The sequence below is a fragment of the Nitrosospira multiformis genome (assembly GCF_900110185.1).
Taxonomy (GTDB): domain Bacteria; phylum Pseudomonadota; class Gammaproteobacteria; order Burkholderiales; family Nitrosomonadaceae; genus Nitrosospira; species Nitrosospira multiformis_A.
Genome location: NZ_FOCT01000011.1, coordinates 37,804 through 60,125 on the forward strand (window position 1 = coordinate 37,804; position 22,322 = coordinate 60,125).

The 22,322-nt window shown below is 52.7% G+C and carries 20 protein-coding genes and 1 pseudogene; 11 read left to right on the forward strand and 10 right to left on the reverse strand.

Going from position 1 to position 22,322, the window contains the following annotated elements:
• The first annotated feature begins 10 nt into the window (after positions 1-10).
• Positions 11-1,363, forward strand: coding sequence for a tRNA (N6-isopentenyl adenosine(37)-C2)-methylthiotransferase MiaB (gene miaB / locus BMY01_RS12420; protein WP_074747817.1), 1,353 nt, complete (start codon positions 11-13; stop codon positions 1,361-1,363).
• Between the two features lie 272 nt (positions 1,364-1,635).
• Here the strand turns inward: miaB and BMY01_RS12425 are convergent, their stop codons facing one another.
• Both BMY01_RS12425 and BMY01_RS18810 read right to left on the reverse strand, forming a co-directional pair.
• Positions 1,636-2,958 carry a patatin-like phospholipase domain-containing protein gene (locus BMY01_RS12425; protein WP_368086243.1) on the reverse strand — a complete coding sequence of 441 codons (1,323 nt, stop codon included), beginning with the start codon at positions 2,956-2,958 and terminating at the stop codon, positions 1,636-1,638.
• A 300-nt stretch (positions 2,959-3,258) separates the two neighbouring features.
• Positions 3,259-3,627: pseudogene (locus BMY01_RS18810) on the reverse strand (patatin-like phospholipase family protein); the annotation flags it as partial.
• 390 nt (positions 3,628-4,017) lie between these two features.
• Here BMY01_RS18810 and BMY01_RS12430 point away from each other — a divergent pair.
• Together BMY01_RS12430 and BMY01_RS18120 are read left to right on the forward strand one after the other, a co-directional pair.
• Positions 4,018-5,211: a PGAP1-like alpha/beta domain-containing protein gene (locus BMY01_RS12430; protein ID WP_217638666.1), complete on the forward strand. Its 1,194-nt coding sequence runs from the start codon at positions 4,018-4,020 to the stop codon at positions 5,209-5,211.
• The gene (locus tag BMY01_RS18120; RefSeq protein WP_217638667.1) at positions 5,195-5,602 is read left to right on the forward strand and encodes a hypothetical protein; all 408 of its coding nucleotides are present in this window, start codon (positions 5,195-5,197) and stop codon (positions 5,600-5,602) included. The genes BMY01_RS12430 and BMY01_RS18120 overlap by 17 nt, the downstream gene beginning before the upstream one ends.
• A gap of 93 nt (positions 5,603-5,695) precedes the next feature.
• Here BMY01_RS18120 and BMY01_RS12435 read toward each other — a convergent pair whose 3' ends face one another.
• Positions 5,696-6,604: a GGDEF domain-containing response regulator gene (locus BMY01_RS12435; protein ID WP_074747823.1), complete on the reverse strand. Its 909-nt coding sequence runs from the start codon at positions 6,602-6,604 to the stop codon at positions 5,696-5,698.
• Positions 6,601-9,957, reverse strand: coding sequence for a response regulator (locus BMY01_RS12440; RefSeq protein ID WP_074747827.1), 3,357 nt, complete (start codon positions 9,955-9,957; stop codon positions 6,601-6,603). The genes BMY01_RS12435 and BMY01_RS12440 overlap by 4 nt, the downstream gene beginning before the upstream one ends.
• An 889-nt stretch (positions 9,958-10,846) precedes the next feature.
• Between BMY01_RS12440 and BMY01_RS12450 the strand changes: the two genes are divergently transcribed.
• From BMY01_RS12450 to BMY01_RS12480, 7 genes are all read left to right on the forward strand, one after another.
• Positions 10,847-11,818, forward strand: a complete 972-nt coding sequence (locus BMY01_RS12450) for a PhoH family protein (protein WP_074748001.1) — start codon at positions 10,847-10,849, stop codon at positions 11,816-11,818.
• Positions 11,802-12,371, forward strand: a complete 570-nt coding sequence (ybeY, locus tag BMY01_RS12455; RefSeq protein WP_074747833.1) for an rRNA maturation RNase YbeY — start codon at positions 11,802-11,804, stop codon at positions 12,369-12,371. Before BMY01_RS12450 ends, ybeY begins: the two co-directional genes overlap by 17 nt.
• Positions 12,372-12,443: 72 nt before the next feature.
• Entirely contained in the window at positions 12,444-13,280 is an 837-nt protein-coding gene (locus BMY01_RS12460) for an HlyC/CorC family transporter (RefSeq protein ID WP_074747836.1), read from the forward strand.
• A 22-nt stretch (positions 13,281-13,302) separates the two neighbouring features.
• A complete protein-coding gene (locus BMY01_RS12465; protein WP_081353921.1) occupies positions 13,303-13,866 on the forward strand; it encodes an inorganic diphosphatase in 564 nt (187 codons plus the stop codon).
• Between the two features lie 89 nt (positions 13,867-13,955).
• Complete coding sequence (locus BMY01_RS12470; RefSeq protein ID WP_074747839.1) at positions 13,956-15,878, forward strand: ATP-binding cassette domain-containing protein; 1,923 nt, start codon at positions 13,956-13,958, stop codon at positions 15,876-15,878.
• 89 nt (positions 15,879-15,967) lie between these two features.
• The gene (locus BMY01_RS12475; protein WP_011381980.1) at positions 15,968-16,297 is read left to right on the forward strand and encodes a c-type cytochrome; all 330 of its coding nucleotides are present in this window, start codon (positions 15,968-15,970) and stop codon (positions 16,295-16,297) included.
• 28 nt (positions 16,298-16,325) lie between these two features.
• Positions 16,326-16,652: a c-type cytochrome gene (locus BMY01_RS12480; protein ID WP_074747842.1), complete on the forward strand. Its 327-nt coding sequence runs from the start codon at positions 16,326-16,328 to the stop codon at positions 16,650-16,652.
• A gap of 183 nt (positions 16,653-16,835) precedes the next feature.
• Here the strand turns inward: BMY01_RS12480 and BMY01_RS12490 are convergent, their stop codons facing one another.
• From BMY01_RS12490 to BMY01_RS12505, 4 genes are read right to left on the reverse strand one after another with little or no spacing between them, the layout of a single operon-like run.
• Positions 16,836-17,264 carry a DUF1841 family protein gene (locus tag BMY01_RS12490; protein ID WP_074748008.1) on the reverse strand — a complete coding sequence of 143 codons (429 nt, stop codon included), beginning with the start codon at positions 17,262-17,264 and terminating at the stop codon, positions 16,836-16,838.
• A gap of 8 nt (positions 17,265-17,272) precedes the next feature.
• A complete protein-coding gene (gene nth / locus BMY01_RS12495; protein ID WP_074747849.1) occupies positions 17,273-17,920 on the reverse strand; it encodes an endonuclease III in 648 nt (215 codons plus the stop codon).
• A 3-nt stretch (positions 17,921-17,923) separates the two neighbouring features.
• Positions 17,924-18,685, reverse strand: a complete 762-nt coding sequence (locus BMY01_RS12500; protein WP_074747853.1) for an RnfABCDGE type electron transport complex subunit B — start codon at positions 18,683-18,685, stop codon at positions 17,924-17,926.
• Positions 18,682-19,728 carry a quinone-dependent dihydroorotate dehydrogenase gene (locus tag BMY01_RS12505; protein WP_074747856.1) on the reverse strand — a complete coding sequence of 349 codons (1,047 nt, stop codon included), beginning with the start codon at positions 19,726-19,728 and terminating at the stop codon, positions 18,682-18,684. The genes BMY01_RS12500 and BMY01_RS12505 overlap by 4 nt, the downstream gene beginning before the upstream one ends.
• A gap of 168 nt (positions 19,729-19,896) precedes the next feature.
• On the opposite strand from BMY01_RS12505, the gene BMY01_RS12510 reads away from it, so the two are divergent.
• Positions 19,897-20,832, forward strand: a complete 936-nt coding sequence (locus BMY01_RS12510; protein ID WP_074747859.1) for a tetratricopeptide repeat protein — start codon at positions 19,897-19,899, stop codon at positions 20,830-20,832.
• 35 nt (positions 20,833-20,867) lie between these two features.
• On the opposite strand, the gene BMY01_RS12515 is transcribed toward BMY01_RS12510, so the two are convergent.
• Positions 20,868-21,623: an arginyltransferase gene (locus tag BMY01_RS12515; RefSeq protein WP_074747862.1), complete on the reverse strand. Its 756-nt coding sequence runs from the start codon at positions 21,621-21,623 to the stop codon at positions 20,868-20,870.
• Entirely contained in the window at positions 21,607-22,305 is a 699-nt protein-coding gene (aat, locus tag BMY01_RS12520; RefSeq protein ID WP_074747865.1) for a leucyl/phenylalanyl-tRNA--protein transferase, read from the reverse strand. Before aat ends, BMY01_RS12515 begins: the two co-directional genes overlap by 17 nt.
• Between the last annotated feature and the right edge of the window lie 17 nt (positions 22,306-22,322).

A 22,322-nucleotide genomic window follows, 5' to 3' on the forward strand; every position in this document is an offset into this window, starting at 1 on the left:
AAGTAAGGTCGTGGCAAAAAAACTTTACATCAAAACATTTGGCTGCCAGATGAACGAGTATGACTCGGAAAAGATGGCGGACGTGCTGCGTGATGCGGAGCACATGGAAAAAACGGATGATCCCACTGAAGCTGACGTAATTCTTTTCAACACTTGCTCGGTGCGGGAAAAAGCCCAAGAAAAGGTGTTTCATGACCTTGGGCGCGTGAGACATCTCAAGGCTGCCAATCCCGATCTGTTGATAGGCGTGGGCGGATGCGTGGCCAGCCAGGAAGGGGCGGAGATCGTCAAACGCGCGCCCTATGTAGACCTGGTGTTTGGTCCGCAGACGCTGCACCGGCTGCCGCAGATGATTTCGACGCGCCAGATTACGGGCCGACCCCAGGTGGATATCTCCTTTCCCGAGATCGAGAAATTCGATTATCTGCCGCCGGCACGCACAGAGGGCGTGACCGCCTTCGTATCCATCATGGAAGGGTGCAGCAAGTATTGCAGCTTTTGCGTGGTTCCTTATACACGCGGTGAGGAAATCTCACGTCCGCTCGACGATATCCTGACGGAAATCGCAAGTCTGGCAGATCTGGGTGTCAAGGAAGTAACCCTGCTGGGACAAAACGTCAACGCCTATCGCGGCAGGATGCAATATGCGGAAGAGGGCGAATTAGCCGACTTTGCGCTGCTGCTGGAATATCTCCATGAAATCCCGGGTATCGAACGCATCCGTTATACCACCTCTCATCCGAGGGAATTCACGCCTCGCCTCATCGAGGCTTACAAGACTTCTCCCAAGCTGGTAAGTCACGTGCATTTGCCGGTTCAGTCCGGTTCGGATCGCATCCTGGCGGCGATGAAGCGAGGCTACACTTCGCTGGAATACAAATCGATCATTCGCCGACTGCGTGCTGCCCGGCCAGACATTTCGATTACCTCTGATTTCATTGTTGGTTTTCCTGGGGAAACCGAAGCAGACTTTGAGGCAACGATGAAACTGATCGAGGCGGTCAACTTCGATGGTTCCTTCAGCTTTATTTACAGTTCCCGTCCGGGGACCCCGGCAGCCGGATTGGAAGATACTACGCCGCATCAGGTCAAACTGGAGCGGCTGCAGCGGTTGCAGGAAAAAGTGGAGCTACAGGCGCAAGCGATCAGCGTCAGGATGGTTGGGACGATACAACGCGTTCTGGTGGAAGGCTTGTCCAGAAAAGATCCCGGCGAATTGAGCGGGCGTACCGATAATAACCGCGTGGTCAATTTTCCCGGCCATCCCGAAATGATAGGAAAATTTGCAGATCTAAAAATTACCGCAGCCCTGTCCCACACTCTACGTGGCGAAAGCGTAGAAGCTGATATAACCCCTCAATAGAAGCGACAGGTGAATGGGTTTTCAGGAAAAAATCATCCTGGCAAGGTATAAAAAATAGAGAAGAACGGCCCGTCTTCGACGGATCCATGTGCTTCTCCAGCATGAAGACTAGCGGCTGGGTAAATACCAGGCGTAGCTTTTTAGCAAAGAGCAGCTGCCACTTCGCGCGAAATTACCCAGACGGCGCAAGATAGTCGTGAGACGCCAGATCAGAATCAAACCGACCCAACCCAATGAGACCCCAAGCAGGCCTCCAGCGGATTAGGGGCAAACTACAGAGGGGGTCTAACCCTAAGTTCTGGATTCGGCTTGGGAATGGGTTTGAATGGAATGTTATTATCTATCTTAAGCATTACCTCCGCCAGGGCATTTAAAGCAGCCACTAACGTTTTATATGCATCCTTTTCGTTCGGAGTCATTGGTTCTTCATAACCAGGTGGAGGAGTCAGCTTCCCACTTTCATCCGTGGCACAACTGAATTTTTCAAATAAATCCTCCATACTGGTTGCATACTTGCAGTTGTTACTGATTGCGTCCACTATACCGGGAGCCCTCGCTTTCATCATCACGAGAAGATTATTGAATCGAACAAAACGATGCTCATCCCAACCAAGTGCTTCCTCTCCCTCGGGAGAGGGGATTGCATAGCGCTGAATGAGCTCCTCGGCGGCAGCCTTGCCGCGTTCAGCAAGAGTGTCGATTATGCCAGGTTTCATGTCCAGGTTCATGCCACCTTCTCCCTCCTTAAGCCTGACGCGGGCGACGCGGTCCCTGAAGCCGGGCATAAGCCTGACAGTATTATCGTTCCAGTTCTGCATGGCATTGACGATCGCACTGATGAATCCTCCTAGTCTGCCAACCGGCTCAGGCTTCTCCGCAAACAGGCTCCAGGATTCCGCATAGCCTTCATCATATATAGGTGGTAAATAAAATAATTTCTTCTGGCCATCTATTGCGGGTTCTAAATGGATCCCAAATGTAGGCCAGATTGGAGCCAAGCCATCAAAAAGATGGATAGGAAAATTTGAACTGATTCCTCCATCTGAAAACCAGCACCGGTGAAACTTCCGTTTTCCTTGTGAGAGATCGGGATCCAGAGCATACAGGGGAATGGCCGAGATCAAGAATGGGAAAGCAAGACTCATTCGCGTAGCCAGCAGCACGGGAAAATGCTCTGGTTCTGGCAGCTCGAGCATATCCGTTCCGTCTTCTACTGACAGTGTCTTTTCCTCTGCCTCTTCCCCTCGAGCTAAACTTTCCTTTCTTTTTTTTCTCTCTATCGTCGTAGGAGAATGATCCACCATCCACTTCACGACTTCAGGAGGAAAATACTGCCCCATTTCCGCTTCAGTAAAATAAAATCGCTCGTGGCCTTTGAAGCGACTCTCTCCAGTTTCTGGTTCGGCTAATGGAAAAACGTATGGTCGTCCGTGAGCAAGATTGGTTGAAAACATCTGAAGATCAATAGCGCGCTTTTTTACCCCTTTTGGTATTGTTAGCCAATATGGGGGAAACTTCTCACCACCTGCATTCCACAAGTGACCAAACGTTAAAGGGTCATCCTCCTTGCCTAGTCCCGCTGCCTTCTGAATCATGTCGTGCAACCAGGGTGTAAGAGCGTCAACATCTTTTTCCTCGGGCATCCCGTTGCACAATCCGAATCCATTGGCAACCATTTTCTCCGTAATGTCCAGGTAAACCCAGATGCCTATGCTCAGCGGCAGTGCAATGACCAGTAGTAAAAATGCAGCAAACCATGCTCCGCTTTGAGCAATTGCCCACGCTACTATTATCGAAAGTACGGTCGCAGGCCAATACGCTATCAGCAATCCCTTGAATAAACTGAACCACCGGCTTTTTGTGCTGCCCTTGTTTAGCGTTCTGACTAATACTGCAAATAACCGACGTGTACTTGGCTGCGGCTGAAACAGACTGAGAAGCTTGCGTTTCCCCTTTTTTGCCTCGCTTCCCAGTCGCCCAGGAAGATTCTCAAGAAGATCGAAACCTTTGCGAGAGCCATTTTTTTCTCGGCGTTGATATTCAGCAGCCGCGGTAATTGCAGCTGCTATTGCACCGGCTGAGGTGCCCCCGATACCCCGGAAGCGATAATGATGGGATAACAAACTGATCGCACGCGGATATACCACTCCACTCGTGATTCCTCCCTTCATTACCAAATCGCAGAAACGATCATCTGGCGGCTCGGAACTCCCGGGCGTTGACACTTTCTCTCTAGTGGCGCCAACAATATTCTCTGCGCTCATTATGCACCTCTGATTTTTAGGACTTTATTGGATGGGGCGGCTATTAGCATTAATTAAACAGGAACTCGATTCAATGCTATTCATATTTCATTTATAGATTAGAAAATGGAGAAAACAATATATCTTCTTCTGGTCTCATTGCACCAATTGCCTGGCAAACTGAAAACCTTCAAGCTCGATTCAGTCTATAAATAACTGTGGCCCATTCAAAAAAGTTAGGTTTGAGAAATGGCAATATCCCGATACACATCTCTAGAAGAAAATCTAGCATTAAAAGAGCCATTCTTCTCTCTGCACTACCTTAATGCACGATGCTCCTTTCGCTGGCCATTTGTGAAGGATCATCAATCATGTTGAAGTCGGTAAATAAAAGGACAGATAAGGGGAAATATGGCTCTACCTACACGGGATCGCCTTCCTTTAATTCTCATTCGGGGATTTGGAGGGCTCGATGTTGAAGACGAAAAGCGGATTGCCTACCAAGGCTTCAACGACGGCACCGTCTATCCGGGAAAACGCGGTGAGAACTACATCTACGAGGGCTTTATTCTCCGGTTCCTCAAGTCCTCTTGGCGCTACCACGATGCCACAAACGTTGTTGGATATTACAGAAGCAAGGTAACTGAGGGGCAATTCCCTCTCCCCGACGAGTTGTCGTTTCTTCCGACGGAGTACTTCGTGGATGACAAGGTCGTCATCGATCCAGCAATGGCGCTCAACCTGATCCGGACGAAGGAGGACCCGCTTCGGACTCTGTGGGTTTTTCGTTATTACGATCTTGACGATCGGAAGTTTAAAATTTATGGAGAAGCGCTCGTTCGGCTTATCGATTTCATACGGAGTCTTACCGCCCACAAGCGTAAGGATGGGAGCGAGCCTCTGGTAAATATCATAGCTCACTCAATGGGTGGTCTCCTTGTCCGGGAGGTTATACAGCGCACTTATCCCGATTCAGACCGCAAGGCGGACGATTACATCAACAAGATCGTCACCCTGGGTACACCGCATCAAGGGATATCATTTCAGTTTCTGAAGAACTGGATTGGAATTGAAGCAGAAAAAGAACTCGAACACTTCAATCCGGTATTCCAAAAGGACGATACTAAACGGGAATCTTTCACTCAGCTCAAAGAGTACTTTCCGTTGGATCGTATACTCACCGTAGTCGGCACGAACTATCGAACCTACAAAGTGAGTGCTTCCTCTCTCGCCAACCGCCTGTTCTCAATCTCAGGAGAGTTTGGTCCGACCTACAACCGTAGCGATGGGCTTGTAAAACAACAGTACGCGCAGATTCCCGAAGCGCCCCGCACTTTTATTCACAAATGCCATGGAGGATTTGACTCACTTGTAACCGCTCGTGAGTCTTTTGAAGTGGCGACACGCTTCTTCTTCGGCAATGTCCGAGCCAGGCTCCGCCTTGTAAAGGCAAAAATCCTCCGCGGTCAGGATTTTTTCGGCAAGAGTGAATTCTTCTTCGGGGTTTCGATCAAACCACGCCGTGTCGACTTCGAACTATTTCACCAAAGTCCCGAAGCTGAGAATTGCTACGGCCCGTTCCACAAAGATGATCCTGAGCGATGACAAGGTCGCTTTTTCGTGGGCCGGGCCTGATCGCCTGATCTGGGAGGGGTATCTCGATACCAGTTCAATCCTGGAAGACAAGAGCATTACGGTAAAAGATATGGTTATGCGGTTGGACGTCTATCTGGGCGAACGAGATATCTACGGGGTGGGATTTTCAGACAACGTGATTTTCCGAAAACAATACTACTTGCGCGCCCTCTTGAACAATCCCTTCACTATGTACATCCATGCTGACGAGCAGTTCGCCCAACCTGATTTCCAGGCTTCGCCATCGGACGAGATGAGAAAAGTACGTGGCGGGTGGGAATTCAAAGTTAAGGGAACCGGATTTGAGGCTACGCTGAGGGTGGAGTTCGACCAAATACCTATAGAAGGACTTCCGGTGTGAGTTTCGGGAGAAAACTACAGGGAATTGATAAGCTCTGCTGCAGTTTTATTAAAAACCAGAGAGACAAGAGCCGGAGGCGGCAACTTTTCGGCGCTATGTCCCGGGTCTTGATTCGGTCGTCAGCCGTGACAATTCAACGCGATTACGCCCAGCGTTTTTTGCTTGATAGAGAGCTTGATCTGCGGCTGCGATAAGCTCACCTATATCATTAACCTCCCCGCAACTCGTTGCGATACCTATGCTCACAGTCATGTCAATTTGTCCTGCACGGCTGTTGGCAGGCTCGCTCCTGATGGAGCTACAGATTCTTTCGCCCAGGGCCGTGGCCTCGCTCCAGTCACAACCCGATGCGGTAATGAGAAATTCCTCGCCTCCATAGCGTCCGATCCGGTCATAACCCCGCAATACACTTGACATACGGCGGGCTGCCTCTTGCAGTATTTCGTCACCGGTTGGATGCCCATAGGTATCGTTGATTCGCTTGAAGTGATCGAGATCCGCTATCATCACGCTCGTGCAGATATCCTGACGCGCTCCTCGTTTCAACTCCTTCTGCAGATAATCCATGATAGAGGCTCGGTTCCACACGCCCGTCAGATAATCACGCGTGGCCTGGATATGTAGCTTTTGATGCAGCCCAAGTATTCGTTCAGCGACCCGTAGCCGGGCTGCGAGTTGTTCTTCATCGAACGGTTTGGTAATGAAATCATCCGCCCCTGCGTCCATGCCTTCGAGATAGCTGCCCTTGCTGTCCAGCGCCGTAAGAAGGATGATGTAGGTATATTGCAGGCCCGGTTCGCTGCGGATCATTCTGCATAATTGCAGACCATCGATATCAGGCATCATCCAGTCAGAGATGAGCAGCGGATATTCATCCTTTTGCCAGGCTTCCCATGCCTTACGCCCATCCTCTACTGCCGTTACGGCATGGCCCAATTTCCTGAGGGTGGCGGCAAACAACAGGCGCGAGGTCGTGTCGTCTTCGGCAATAAGTATTTTCATGATCGAGTTGCATCCGGCAGCGATACGCAATGGGGATCTGACTGCGTAATTTCATGCTGCATGCGTCCAAATTCCATTTCAATTTGCTCAATCAAAGTGACTGCTCCAGTCATGTCGCCGGCTTTGCCTGCAAGCTCCAGCTTTTGAGCCGTATCCGCCATGGAGTGCGCCCCGATATTGGCGCTGGCGCCTTTGATAGCATGAGCAGTCTTGTACAGAAGTTCCATGTTTCTTCCTGCGAGGGCCTCCTTCAGCGTATCGATGCGCTCCGCCCCATCGCTCAGGAACGATGTGAATATCTGGGTAATCAAGGATGGGTCCGTCGCTTCCGCAAGCGATCGAAGTCTCGCAACGACTTCCGCATCCAATACAGAGGATGCGGAAGACATCGAAAGGGATAAAGAAACGGGTGGGGAAGAAGAGACTGTCGGTGGGGAATGATTCGGGGTGCTGGCTGCCATTGACTTTTCATGCCTTGCCGTGGGAGGTGTTTCACTCTTCTGCCCCTGTTCCCTGCCCGGCATCCAGCGCTTCAACGCTGCCGCAAAATCCTCCAGCTTTACCGGTTTGCTGATGTAATCGTCCATGCCCGCGCGCAGGCAACGTTCTCGATCACCCTGCATAGCCTGTGCCGTTACCGCAATGACGGGAAGCCGCGATTTGCTGTCGAGCCGGCGGCGAAGTGCGGCAGTGGCTTCAAAACCATCCATCTCTGGCATCTCGCAATCCATAAACACCATATCATAGAGGAATACATCCACCATCTCCATGACTTCCCGGCCATTAGCGGCAACATCCACCACACAGCCCAGATTGCGCAATATCATCGCTCCGACGATCTGATTGGTAGCATTATCCTCAGCAAGCAGTACGCGTGTACCGGCAAACAGACAATTCGAGCCATCGGTGGCCTGCATCTCGGGATTCGCGGGGAAGAAAGGCTGACTGATGAGATTTATAGTTCGCTGATGGCGTTGGGCGTCCCAGATATTTACCAGAGTCGACAGCAATTCCGATTGCCGCACCGGCTTGAGCAGATAGGCCGCGAAGCCGATCTTCTGAAGCCGCTCTCTGAGATCGCCTTCTTGTCCCAGGGAACTCAACATCACCAGATGAATACTGCGGAGCAATGGATCCGCCTTGATGGTCCGGCCCAGCATTTCTCCGTCCATATCCGGCATCTGATGATCGAGGATCGCAATCCTGTAGGGATCGCCGGAGGCATGAGATGTATGCAGAGCCCGCAAGGCTTCTGCCCCGGACGCGCAGCTGCCGATGCGCATCCTCCAGCCGCGGAGCTGCTCTTGCAGGACCAGGCGATTAGCTGAGTTATCGTCCACGATCAGCACCCGAACATGTGTCAGGTCCGCGTCCAGACCGGCGTCCGTCGGCCAATCTTTCTGCAAGGCCAAAGGTAGCGTAAACCAGAACGTCGATCCAGCGCCCACCCGGCTCTTCGCAGCAATGGTACCGCCCATTAGCTGGACCAGCTGTTTGCTGATAGCCAGCCCCAGGCCTGTCCCCCCATAACGCCGCGTGGTAGAGGCATCAGCCTGCGTGAATTTGTCGAAGATGCTTTGCAGCTTATCTGGCGCGATTCCCAGTCCGCTATCTTCGATGCTGATGCGGAGTGATACTTCATCTTCACTGAGAGCATCGGCTTCTACATCGATGAGTACGTGGCCCTTGTCTGTAAACTTGATCGCATTGTTGGTCAAGTTTATCAATACCTGGCGAATGCGTCCCAGGTCGCCGAATACATAACGCGGCACATTCGGCAGGTAACGTACGATTACATTCACATTTGCCTTTCTTGCCGGCTGCATGGCAACCATGCCGGCTACTTCTTCAACGGCCTGAAGCAGATCAAAAGGAACCGGTGAAATAACGAGCTTACCGGCTTCGATTTTGGAGAAATCGAGAATGTCATTGATTATGGAAAGCAGTGTCTCGCCACTCGCGCGCGCCAGTCCCGCCAGCTCGCGCTGTGATGGGGTTAGCGTAGTGTTTAAAAGCAGCCCGACTGCGCCAAGCACGCCATTCATCGGTGTGCGGATCTCATGACTCATATTTGCCAGAAACTCGCTTTTGGCCCGGTTGGCAGCCTCTGCCGCTTTTCGGGCATTATGGAGCTCTCTCTCGATATTCTTCCTTGCGGTGATATCCTGGCCCGAAAAGTAGAATTCACGGACATCCTGCGCAGCAGCTATATTCCACAAGACCCAGCGGAAGGAGCCATCCTTGCAGCGCATCTGGCTTTCAAAGGAAACATTGCTACCCATGACGAGCTTGTCCAGCTCTGCCGTCGTATCTGCGCGTGAACCGGAGAAGACAAGATCCATAAAAGGTTTGGACAGCAGTTCTTCCTCCGAATAGCCAAAAACTTTGGTCCAGGCTGTATTTACCCGCTTGAAACGATTATCGAACCCGGAAATCGCAAGAAAGTTGAGAGACTGATTGAAGTAGCGATCACGTTCAGCCTGAGATACGATGAAGGCGCGGGAAAGGCTGCCTATCTCGTCGTTCGAGTCGATGTAGAAACCGGGCGAGCTGCTCGCCTCTCCGATATTCCTGGCTTTATCTTCGAGCCATGCAAGATTTTGCACCTTCCGACGCACGACACGATATGAAAAGGCGAACCAGGCCATGAGAAAGGCAAGCATGAGAAACACGCCGGATATGTAAAGATTGGCGCGGTTTTGGGCGAGGGCCGTGGTATTGCGGGTACGCTTGTCGAGCAATTCATGAAACTCGTTCAACAAACGCATGATTTCAGCCTTGGCCGTGTGATAGCTCTCATCATGCAGCAGGCTGCTGGCCAAGGCGGCGTCGGGAGCGCCCTTCACGTTGAATTCTCCGGCTGAATCCTGAAATAGCCCTTTCATTGCATTGAATGCCTGGTACTCTCGCTCCGTCAACTGGTTTGAGCGACTCTCGGCTTTCGTAAGTTTTGCAAGCTCAGTCGCCGCAAATCCGAGTTTCTTTATTTGCGATCTCAAGGAAATCCTGCGCCCCGGCGCGGAGCCCGGGTTCAAATGTCCGAGGATCAGATCCCAGTGGCCGCGCTCGTAATGCAGCGGACGTTCCTTGTCGCCGTTGCGGATAGCCAATATATCGAAGTAGATTTGCTCAAACTTCGGGTTGCCTGTGGCGACATAGGCACGGGCCGTGCGCGTCAAGTCGTCGGAAGATTGGCGCAGCTCATCCACTGCAAGGAAGGCGGCATAGCGCACGTTTTCGGCATCATTCAGTTTCCGGAGCTCGAAGAAACGAAGCGCAACAAACAGGGTAAGCAGGGAAATAAGTACTCCGGTTACGAGGTAAAAAATATAACTCATTTTCCGAATTGTCATCGATCTCTTTCCTTGGGAACCGCCGAATAAATCCCTCGCAGGCGCAACGGAGGGCTTTGCGGGATGAGATGCACGAAAGGCGACGACCTCGGAGAGAGGAGCAGTGTCTTCCAAAGGAAGATGCAACCTCGCAGCGGGATACTGGCGCTCCAGATTCGGTCTTGCGCGGTCGTTACACTCCGACACTGCCCCATCCGCTTCGCGGAATCCTCGGGCTCGCTTTGGGGTGCCACTTTTTCGCGCTCCTTGGCATCGCTATAACACGTAAATGCGCAAGCTACGACCTTCGTCACGCGCCTCGTGATCATCGCGATTTTAACAGCAACGCGCACTGCGGAGGATTTGTTCAGTGATTCCTTAGTTTCGTCCCGGCTGGAATTGCCCCTTTCGATCCCCAATGGAGCTGGCTTGTGCATCAAAGGGAACTGAACTTTTTAGCGGAGTCGAACTCGAATCCCAAAAAATTCACGGACCCCTGTTCAATCAACACCTGAGGCAATGATCCTCTTTCCGCGCGCTTGGTCTGTACCTGGCTTTTCAAGCTGCCTCTTAATACCGCTATCAGATAACAAAGGCAAGTTCCAAGCAACTGGAGTATCTTACAGGTGCATAGTGATGGTGAGGCGGGGGGGCATAGTGCCAGATGAACGATCCATTAGGCATACAAGATTTGTCCGCCCTTCCCAACCGTGCCTCTACTGACTATCATCGCCTCTACTGACTATCATCTCACCCCCGATGCCTTCTCTTCCCCCATTTCCTTGCCGAGCGGAGGATCAACCAATAGGCAAAGCGATTTCAACCTTTCCTGAATAGGATCAGTTGCAAAGAAGGTCGGTCGCTGCCAGAATTAAGACCTCACCTCCATATTGTGTCGCTTTACGCGCCATTGAAGCCCAAACCCGTAGAAATTTCTTTTTCCCCCGCTGACAACCAGCGTCTGGCGAACCTGTGTGGTGTGCTGGATGAAAACCTCAGGCAGATCGAGACGGTTCTTGATGTGGCGATTGCGAGGCGGGGAGAACATTTCAGTATCCGCGGGAAACCAGCTCAGACTTCACTCGCCGCGGAAGCTCTGCAGAACTTCTACGATCAGGCACACCATCATCTCGGTATCGAACAGATTCAATTGGGCCTGATCGAGGCGATGAATCCCCATCATCAGAAAAAACAGGGGCCAGATGACAAGGAAATAGTGGAGCCCACCCTGTATACGCGGCGTAGCGATTTGCGCGGGCGCACGCCCCATCAGGTGGAGTATCTGCACCAGATCCAGACACATGACATCACTTTTTCCATCGGCCCCGCAGGCACCGGGAAAACGTATCTTGCGGTTGCAAGCGCGGTGGATGCACTCGAGCGGGATATCGTGGCGCGTATCATACTGGTGCGGCCAGCGGTGGAAGCAGGCGAACGCCTGGGATTTTTACCGGGTGATATGGTGCAGAAAGTGGACCCTTATTTGCGTCCCCTTTACGATGCGCTCTACGATCTGATGGGGGTCGATAAAACCAGCAAACAGTTTGAACGAAACGCAATCGAAGTGGCTCCGCTTGCATTCATGCGCGGGCGAACGCTGAACCAGTCTTTCATCATTCTGGATGAGGCGCAAAATACCACGCCGGAACAGATGAAAATGTTCCTGACCCGCATCGGCTTTGGCTCCAAGGCCGTCGTGACGGGAGATATCACGCAGATTGACCTTGCAAAACATCAGAAAAGCGGTTTGGTGGAAGCCCAGCAGGTTCTTGAAAAAGTGCGGGGCATTGCGTTTACGCGGTTCGATGCAGAGGATGTAGTGCGCCATCCGCTGGTGCAAAGAATTGTCAATGCCTATGAGAAATATGAAAGAAAGGAGTAGTTCCTCCGGCACTCCTGATAGCGGGGGGTATGCCAGACCGAAACCGGCGAAATTGAAAATGACTATCCAATATGCGACTTCCACACGAGAGCCGCTTCCTCCCAGAACCTTGCTTCGTAAATGGGTCAAAGCGGCTTTGGCGCATGATGCGGAAATCGCATTACGCATCGTGGACGAAGAGGAAGGCCGCCGCCTCAACCGGGACTTTCGCAACAAGGATTATGCAACCAATGTCCTGACCTTCGTTTACAGGGATGGGCAAATCGATCCTGATGCTCCGCTCGGGGAAAAGCAAGATGCTTACTCTCTGGCTGGCGACATCGTACTCTGTGCGCCGGTAGTGGAAAATGAAGCAGGTCAGCAGCAAAAGGATCTGATAGCGCATTATGCGCATCTGACAGTGCATGGAGTCCTGCATCTGCAGGGCTATGATCATCAGGAGGATGAGGATGCCAAAAACATGGAGGAAACGGAAACCCGGATTCTCGCGTGGTTGGGATATGAGGATCCTTATGCAGGATATCAGCCGGCGGAAGCGGTTGATTGTGGATAATGCGAGCACTGTTGATGGTTGACCGCGAGCTTTCAATGGATTGGATTTTTATGGCTATGTTAACTTTTACAAATGGATGATCCTCCCCAACCTGGCTGGCTGGAACGCATAAGTGGCATGCTCCTGCGCGAACCGGGAAACCGGGTCCAATTGATGGCCCTGCTGCATGCCGCGTACGAACGCAATTTATTCGATTCCGATGCGTTGAGCATGATAGAAGGTGTAATACAGGTATCTGAGATCCAGGCACGCGACATCATGGTTCCCCGCTCGCAGATGGATGTCATAGACATCAGCGATCCACCCGAGAAATTCATCCCCGATGTGATCGAGAAAGCGCATTCGCGTTTTCCGGTTACCGAAAATGACAAAAACAATGTTATCGGTATATTGCTGGCAAAGGATCTGCTGCGGTATTACGCGGCAGAGGAAGAGTTTGACGTGCGCGACATGTTGCGACCGGTGGTATTCATTCCTGAATCCAAACGCCTCAATGTCCTGCTTCGCGACTTTCGTACCAATCGCAATCACATCGCCATCGTCGTGGACGAGTATGGAGGCGTTGCAGGATTGCTGACGATCGAAGACGTGCTGGAGCAGATTGTCGGCGATATCGAGGATGAACATGATTTCGACGAGGTGGAAGACAACATTGTGCAGACGCCAAGCGGTCATTACCGGGTCAAGGCGATTACCGAGATCGCGGATTTCAATGAAAGACTTGAAACGGAATTAAACGAATCCGACTATGATACGATCGGAGGTCTAGTATTGCACGAATTTGGACGCCTGCCGAAACGAGGTGAATCAGTCATTGTCGGAGGTTTCAAGTTCACGGTGCTTCGCGCGGACAGCCGCAGATTGCATACCCTGCTGGTGGAAAGAAGCAACGGCCAGATCGAGCAATAGGATGCGGCAGGGTTTCAAAAAAATGATTGAGATCAGACCGGGCAGGAACAAGTCCGGGATGCAGGACAACCTTGAAGCAAGCAGTACAAACCCGGACCGATGCGTGGTCAGCGAGATGCAGCAAGAGCCGCCGCTGGTGGAAGTGGTCATCGAGGTTCCGCGCGGGAGTTTTATCAAACGCGGCTCCACCGGAAAAGTGGATTTTATCTCACCCCTGCCTTGCCCGTTCAACTACGGCTCACTCCCGGACTATCTCGGCCTCGATGGCGATCTCCTGGATGCACTGGTGCTCGGTCCCCGTTTGCCTGCTGGCACCCGCGTACGGGCAAAGGCTTGGGGTGCCATTCGCATGGTGGATCACGGCATGCTGGATGACAAGCTTATCTGTAGCGACTTGCCGCTGGACATATTGCAGCGCCAGAAAGTGCTGCGATTTTTTCGATTCTATGCAAAATGCAAAGGACTGCTCAATGTGGCGCGTGGCCGGTTAGGGCGAAACGCGTGTGAAGGCTGGCGTGACGCGACTCAGGCGATTGCAAGGGCACGGCCGTGCGGTAGCTCCCCGCGCCTTCCGCTACCCCGCTGACTGCTCCCCTTTGTCGATTTTGCCAAGTTGCGGGGAACATGGCAGAATTGCGCCCCTTATAAATTTCCCCTGTTCAGCCTGCTCCCGTCATGCCTCTGCTCACGCTTGAAAAAACGAGTCTGGCCTTCGGCCACCATGCCTTGCTCGACCGAGTGGATCTGCAGCTCGATCCCGGTGAGCGCCTGGCGCTCATCGGCAGGAACGGCGGGGGCAAGTCGAGTCTGCTACGCGTTCTCGCGGGCGAGATGCAACCGGATGACGGCAAGGTTTGGTATACCCCGGGACTGAAGCTCGCCTATGTCCCACAGGAACCGGAACTGGATCCTGATCTCACAGTATTTCAGGAAGTAGCGAAGGGATTGGGGTCAGTCAGCAAGATGCTGATCCAGTATCATGAGGCGTCTCATTTACTGAGCGACGGTGCAGGTAATACCGACGCTCTTCTAGCGCGACTGGCGAAACTCCAGGCCGAGCTGGAAGCACAGGATGGCTGGCGTATCCAGGCAAGAGTGGAAACCGCCATCGGCAAGCTTGATCTTCCTGCCGATGCCTTGATCAGGCAACTTTCCGGGGGACAGAAAAAGCGGGTGGCACTGGCACGCGCCCTGGTGATATCGCCCGAGGTGCTGTTGCTGGATGAGCCGACCAACCATCTGGATTTTCTGGCAATCGAATGGCTGGAAGGATTGCTCAAGGATTTTTCGGGGAGTGTCGTATTCGTCACTCATGACCGCCGCTTCCTCACCCATGTGGCTACTCGCATCGTCGAACTCGATCGGGGAAAGCTGACGAGCTTTCCAGGCGATTTTTCCGCATACCAGCGAAAGAAGATGGAGATGCTCGAAGTCGAGGCGATCCATAATCAGAAATTCGATAAGGTGCTGGCGCAGGAAGAGATCTGGATACGTAAAGGGGTGCAGGCGCGTTGCACGCGTAACGAGGGGCGGGTGCGACGGCTCGAAGCCCTGCGGCAGGAGCGCGCTGCCCGGCGCGAGCAGGCGGGAAAGGTTAGCTTAAGCCTGGAAGAAGGCATTAAATCCGGGCGAATGGTGGCGGAACTAGAGCATGTCAGCAAAAGCTACGGAAGCAAAGCGGTTATCAAGGATTTTTCGTGCCGGATCATGCGTGGAGACCGCGTCGGACTGCTCGGACCCAACGGTGCTGGAAAATCCACGCTGCTCAAACTGATCCTGGGCGAGTTGCAGCCGGACAGCGGTAGCGTCCGGCTAGGCACGAAAGTAGCCGTTGCCTACTTCGACCAGATGCGGGAGCAGCTCAATGAGGATGCAAGCCTGGTCGATACCATCAGTCAAGGCTCGGATTTCATCGATATCGGGGGTACCAGAAAGCATGTCATCAGCTATCTGGAAGATTTCCTGTTCGCTCCGCAGCGGGCACGCTCGCCCGTAAAATCGCTTTCCGGCGGCGAACGCAACCGGTTGCTGCTGGCAAGGCTGTTCACTCGTCCCGCCAATGTGCTGGTTCTCGATGAACCGACCAACGACCTTGATATCGAAACGCTGGAACTGCTTGAAGCATTGCTGCAGAATTACTCGGGAACGCTCTTCCTGGTAAGCCACGACCGCGAATTTCTCGACAATGTGGTAACCCAGGTAATTGCCTTCGAGGGAGAGGGCATATTACGGGAATATATTGGCGGTTACGAGGATTGGATGCGCGCCAGAAGTTTTCAGAAGACAGCAGGCAGACAGCCGGTTCCCAAGCCATCTCAACCGGCACCTCTTAAAGCATGCGCGACCCCACCTTCCGTTAAACTGGGATACAAGGAAACCCGCGAACTTGAGGAATTGCCTGGAAGGATCGAACTCCTGGAGAAGGAGCAGGCGGAGGTCTCCCGTCAGTTATGTTTGCCGAATATCTACCGTGATTCTCCGGAAAAAGCTGCTGTGTTGCAGCGGCGCTTTACCGCGATTGAGGAGGAGCTGACGAATTGTCTTACCCGGTGGGAGGAACTCGAAGTGAAAAACTCTGCCGCAGGACAGAAAAAATAACGGTAAGTTCCCGTTATTCTAGCGTTTTATTCATTGACCAGAAATGGCACATCGTTTAGAGTCGCTCTTTTTGTAAAGAGGGACTGATAATGAAAAGACCTGCAATAGTCAGTTTACTTGCATGCGGATTGCTTCTCGCGCTGGCGGGCACTGCTCAGGCAGTAGGTAATCCGGAGGCAGGAAAGCAGAAGAATGCCATGTGCATCGGCTGCCATGGAATAGAAGGATACCGGACATCCTATCCTACTGTATATCACGTGCCGAGACTCGGCGGTCAGCATGCTGAATATCTGGTAAAAGCCCTGCAAGCATACAAGACCGGGGCACGTAATCACCCCAGCATGAAGGGAATAGCGGCCTCATTGTCTCAACAGGATATGGAAGATCTGGCCGCGTACTATGCCGGCGCTGGCAAATAACAACCACTGACCAAGCAAGGAAAGCCTCATGAAACATCTTATTATTGGCGCTGCAAGCGCAGCCTTAATGCTGATTTCCAGCCAGGGAATGGCAACGGATATAGAAGCGGGAAAGAAAAAAGCGGCGGAGGTATGTGCCGCCTGTCACGGTCCGGATGGCAATAGTCCTGCGCCGGCGTTTCCGATACTGGCCGGGCAACAGGCGAGTTACCTCGCAAAGACCTTGAATGAGTATAAATCCGGGGTTCGACAAGACCCTGTGATGGCAGGTATGGCGGCAGCTCTGAGCAAGGAAGATATCGAAAACGTGGCTGCTTACTTTGCCAGCCAAAAAGGCCTCAAAACGAAGTATTGATTGGAATCTCTGAATAAAGTCCCGCGGGTGCTTCAATGCGCTCCGCGGAGAACTTGTTCGGAGGCTTGCCCAAAGGCCTTCGGGACGGAAGGGCACGGGTGAGAAAATAGCAGGTAACTTTCTTGCCCGCTTGTCTGACACTCGCATAACCCGCCGAAGCATCCGCCCGCATCGCTTCGAATATCAAATTCCCTGTCTATCCAGGCATTCGAAATAAACCATAACGTCATACGTGGTCTGGTTTCGTTGTGCCTGCCAGATCATTTCCGCCAGGCATTCCATGGTTTGGTGCATGGCTGCATGTTCATTGCCGGTTTTCTTCAGCAGACGCTCGAACCGCGCACGGATTCCTGCCGGTTGATCTATTGAAAGCTGCTCCTTGATGGCAATATGCATCCCCATGTGCAGAAACGGGTTGGTTTCGCCCATTTCCGGCAGATAATCCTTATCCTGATGATGTTCCACATCATCAAGCAGCGCATGGTATTCCGGGTGCTGCAAAATCACCTCAAGCGCCATGTCCTCCATCGCGCTGAGCATTTCCCGTTGCTTGTATTTGCGCCAGGTCTCGAAAAAAAATTGACGCGCCTGGTCTCTGGAAGGATTGAATATCAAATTTTTTAACGAGGAGTATCCTCAAAGTTTTTTGACTCGTATTCACACAGGTCGTTTATCAGGCAGATCGCGCATTTTGGTTTTCTTGCCACGCAGATGTAGCGCCCATGCAAAATCAACCAATGGTGGGCATCCTGGCGGAATTCTTTGGGGACGCACTTGAGGAGCTTTGACTCCACCTCCAGCACGTTCTTTCCCCTTGCAATTCCCGTACGATTGGCCACGCGGAAAATATGTGTATCCACCGCAATAGTGGGCTGACCAAAGGCAGTATTCAATAACACATTTGCGGTCTTGCGCCCCACGCCGGGCAGTTTTTCCAGCTGCTCCCGCGTTTCGGGCACTTTTCCGCCATACTGCTCAATGAGTATGCGGCATGTTGCAAGGATGTTCCTTGCCTTTGTTTTGTACAAGCCGATGCTCTTGATGTATTCCCTCAACGCTTCTTCCCCCATTGCAAGTATTGCCTCGGGTGTATTGGCCTTGGGAAAGAGCTTCCGGGTGGCAAGATTCACGCTTTTGTCGGTCGCCTGAGCGGAGAGCGCCACTGCTACCAGCAGTTCAAATGGGGAGTTGTACTCCAGCTCAGTGGTAGGATGAGGATTAGCGGCCCTGAAGCGGGTAAAAATCTCACGGCGTATGCTTGAATTCATGAATCAGCGGGAAGAAATGTCTGACGTTCTGTCACTCCAGCCCTCCTTTTCTGATATTCCGGGCGACGCTTGTGCCTTGGCAGCCCTTGCGCGCTCAAGCGCCGCCTGAATGGTGACTTTTTTAAGACTGGCCGCGGATGATAAACTCGCCACGGTGGCTATTGCTTCGGTTCTTTTTGCCAGCCTTTCCTCCCTTCCCTGTTTCTCGCGTTCCAGCCGCTGCAACCGCAACTGGTAGCGCGCGCGTGCACGGTCGGCTGCTTTCTTTTTTTCCACCTTTTCCATTGCATAGTCTTGATGGTCCGGCTCAGTCCACGCAACGTGACCGCCGATCTCTGCGCCCGAAGAACGCTCCTTCGGGAGAACCATCTGGATGCAGTCTACCGGGCAGGGTTCCAGGCATAACGAGCAGGCGGTGCACTCCGCGGAAATAACCGTATGCATTTGTCTCGGCGCCCCCACAATCGCATCCACCGGGCAGACCTGTATGCATAAGGTACAACCTATGCAGATTTGCTCATCAATGAATGCCACCTCTTTCGGTTTGAACACGCCGTGAGCTGTATTCAAAGGAAGGGGCTCTAACCTCAGCAGTCGAGCCAGTTGATGGATGCCGTCTTCTCCACCCGGGGGACATTGGTTGATCTGTGCCCGCCCCTCTGCAATTGCTTCGGCGTAAGGCCTGCAACCCGAAAACCCGCACTGGCGGCACTGGGTTTGCGGAAGGATGGCGTCAATTTCCTCTGCCAGAGAAATGTCTTTCATGTCGAACTGGCGACATCGAGACGTCCCTCATCTGCATTGCACAGTCCCTGTGCAATCTCACGTACGAGATGAGGACCGCGATAAACGAGGCCGCTGTATACCTGTATCAGACTGGCGCCCGCCTCGATTTTTTCGGTAGCGCCGGCCGCATCCATGATGCCGCCCACCCCGATAATGGGCAGAGCCCCTTGCAGGGCATGGTGGAGGCGCGCGACGACTGAAGTCGCGCGTTTTGCAAGCGGCGCGCCGCTCAATCCGCCAGCTTCCCGCGCATGGGGAAGTGTTTCCACACCTGCCCGGGAGAGGGTGGTATTGGTGGCAATAACACCGTCAATCCGATGCTTCATCAACAGCGCGGCGATGGAATCGATTTCCGGCAACTCCAGGTCAGGAGCGATTTTCACCAGAAGTGGCGTGTATTTTCCATGTTCGTCAGCCAGACGCTGCTGATTCAGTTTCAGCGTGGCGAGCAGGGAATCCAGTTCTGTGGCCTGTTGCAGCTGCCGAAGATTAGGGGTATTTGGAGAAGAAATGTTGACGGTGATATAACTGGCGTAGCGATACGCCTTGCGCACGCATATCAGATAGTCATCCACGGCTTTTTCTACCGGGGTGTCGAAGTTTTTCCCGATGTTGATCCCCAGGATGCCTTTGTAGTCCATCGTCTTCACGTTTGCGACAAGACGCTCGATACCGTTATTATTGAAGCCCATGCGGTTGATAATGGAATTTGCCCGCGGCAGGCGAAACAATCGGGGCCTCGGATTTCCCGGCTGTGGCCGGGGCGTGACCGTGCCAATTTCGATAAATCCGAATCCAAGGGCCGCCAGCGCGTCTATATGTTCGCCATTCTTGTCCAATCCCGCTGCCAGGCCGACAGGGTTGGGAAAAGTCAGCCCCATTATGCTGCGAGAACGGCAGGGCACGGGATGCGCATGGTAGAGCCCAAGCCGATGGGCCGTCTCCATCGCATTGAAGGCAATACGATGCGCGGTTTCGGGTTCGAGGGCAAATACCAGCGGACGGAGCAATGAGTAAAGCATCGTTCATTTTACCATTGCCGCCGGGGTGAACGCTTGTTACCTGATCCGGTCTATACGGGGTCTGTGATCCATGATAACAGGCGGCAGGCGGAGCTCAGACGCCATGCCTGTCATATTGAAGACCCTACCGGGTGATATCGGTTGCATCAGTCTTGAACAGGAGCATTCATGAAGTTGCAGCACCTTTCTCTGATCCTGGTTCTCATTTTATTTTCGGGAACTGCTCGCGCCGCCACATTATGGGACAAGTTCAATGATGAGTTGGAAACACTTTATCAGCAGGGAGACTATAAAGGGGCAGCGGTAGCGGCGAAGAAGGCGCTGCAAGCAGCAGAACAGGGGTTGGAGCCAGATCATCCGGATATCGCTACCAGTCTCAACAGCCTTGCCATGATCCATAGTGCTCAGGGGCACTATAAGGAGGCGGAGCCGCTTCTCAAGCGTGCGCAGGCAATTTTTGAAAAATCATTGGGCGCAGAAAGCCCGGAAGTAGCCGCAACGCTGAATAACCTGGCCATGCTGTACCGGAACAAAGGGGATTATGCGGAAGCCGAGTCGCTTTACAAGCGCGCGCTGGCGATCGATGAGAAAGCTTTCGGAGGGGAGCATCCTAACGTCGCTGCAAGCCTGAACAATCTGGCGCAGCTATATCAGGCGGAGGGACAATATCCTCAGGCCGAACCCCTCCTTAAACGGGCAGTGACAATATTGGAAAAAACGGGAGGCCCGCACCATCCCAACCTGGCCATGAGTCTCAACAATCTCGCCTTGCTTTACAATGCTCAGAAGCAGTATGCGAAAGCTGAACCTTTATACAAGCGTGTATTTGCAATCACGAAAAGAGCTTTCGGGCCGAATCATCCCAACGTCGCCTTGAGTTTGAATAATCTCGGCGGACTGTATAAGGACCAGGGTAAATATCCTCACGCTGAACCGCTGTTTCGCCGTGCGCTGCTCATCTCGGAAGAAACGCTCGGCCCGGATCACCCGAATGTGGCGACGAGCCTGGAAAATCTGGCGCAGCTGTATAGGGAAATTGGTTATCCCCACAAGGCTGAGCCGCTGGCTAAACGGGCAGCGGCTATCCGGGCGGCAACGCGGTAAATAAGCGATAAATTAAGCGGTGAATAAAGTGTGTTTCAGGGGGAGGTGCAGGCAGGGTAATCGGAGATATTTTCCAGAGGTTCCCATTGGCCATTGATTAACGCTTGCAACGGCCTGAATGCCGCTTTGTACGCCATTTTTCGACTATCCTTGATCCAGTAGCCGAGGTAAAGATAAGGGAGCTTCAATTCACGGCACTGGTGCGCCTGCCACAAAATATTATAGGTACCAAAACTCGCGCCCGGTACATCCGGGTCGAAAAATGTATAGACCGACGATATTCCGTCAGGCAGCTCATCGATGATGCTGACCATTCGTAAAACCCCGTTTTCCCGGAATTCCACCAGTTTCGAATCGACGTTGCTGGGCAGCAGAAAATGCCGGTACTGCTCGCGGCTATCCCGATCCATGCCGCCACCCGAGTGGCGCTGAGCCTGATAACGGAGATACAACGCGTAGTGATCGGGGTGATAATATAAATCGTGCTGAGTCGCAACCAGATGCCGATGTCGATCCCAGGAACGGCGCTGGCTTCGGCGTGGCGCCAAGCTGTCAACTACCACCCGCACCGGAAGGCAGGCGCGGCAATTGTCGCAGAAAGGACGATAAGTAAAAGCCCCGCTGCGACGAAAACCAGCTTGTACGAGCCCGCCATAAACAATGGTGTCAATCAGATGACTGGGAGTAGCTACCTGCGAGCGCGCCAGCTGCTCAGGGAGATAGCTGCATGGATAAGACGCGGTAGTGTAGAACTGCAGCGTGGATGCAGGAAGATCATTTAACTTGCTCATGATCGAAACACCATTTTTCGCCTCGTTCCATATAGTTTACCAATTCTTTCAATCTTTGACTAAATTCCTTGCGAGGGATTTCACGCGCGCCGAGGGAGGCAAGATGGGCGGTTTTCATCTGGCAATCGATCATTTCAAATCCCCGTCGCTCCAGTTGCCGCACCAGATGCACAAATGCGATTTTGGAAGCATCGGATACGCGCGAGAACATGGATTCACCGAAGAAGACTCGTCCCAGCGCAACTCCATATAGTCCTCCTACCAATTTGCCGTCCATCCAGGTTTCTACGGAATGGGCGAAGCCCATTTCATGCAACACGCTATAAGCGAAAATCATTTCATCCTGTATCCAGGTTCCACAACCGTCTCTCCGCGGTGCAGCGCAGGCCTGCATGACCTGGGTGAAATTCCAGTCGGTACGGATTTCATAATTACCCTTTCGCAGCGATTTTTGCAGCGAACGAGATACTTTAAGCTCCCTCGGAAACAGCACCATGCGCGGATCCGGACTCCACCAGAGAATGGGGTCTCCATCGTTGAACCATGGAAAAATTCCTTGGCTGTAAGCCTCGATAAGCCGACGCGGCGAGAGATCACCCCCTACTGCCAGCAGGCCATTGGGCTGAATGAGCGCGGTGTGCAGCGGAGGGAAAGGTGAATCAGACGAGAGCCAGGGAATCATGAAACAAGCAAGGCGTT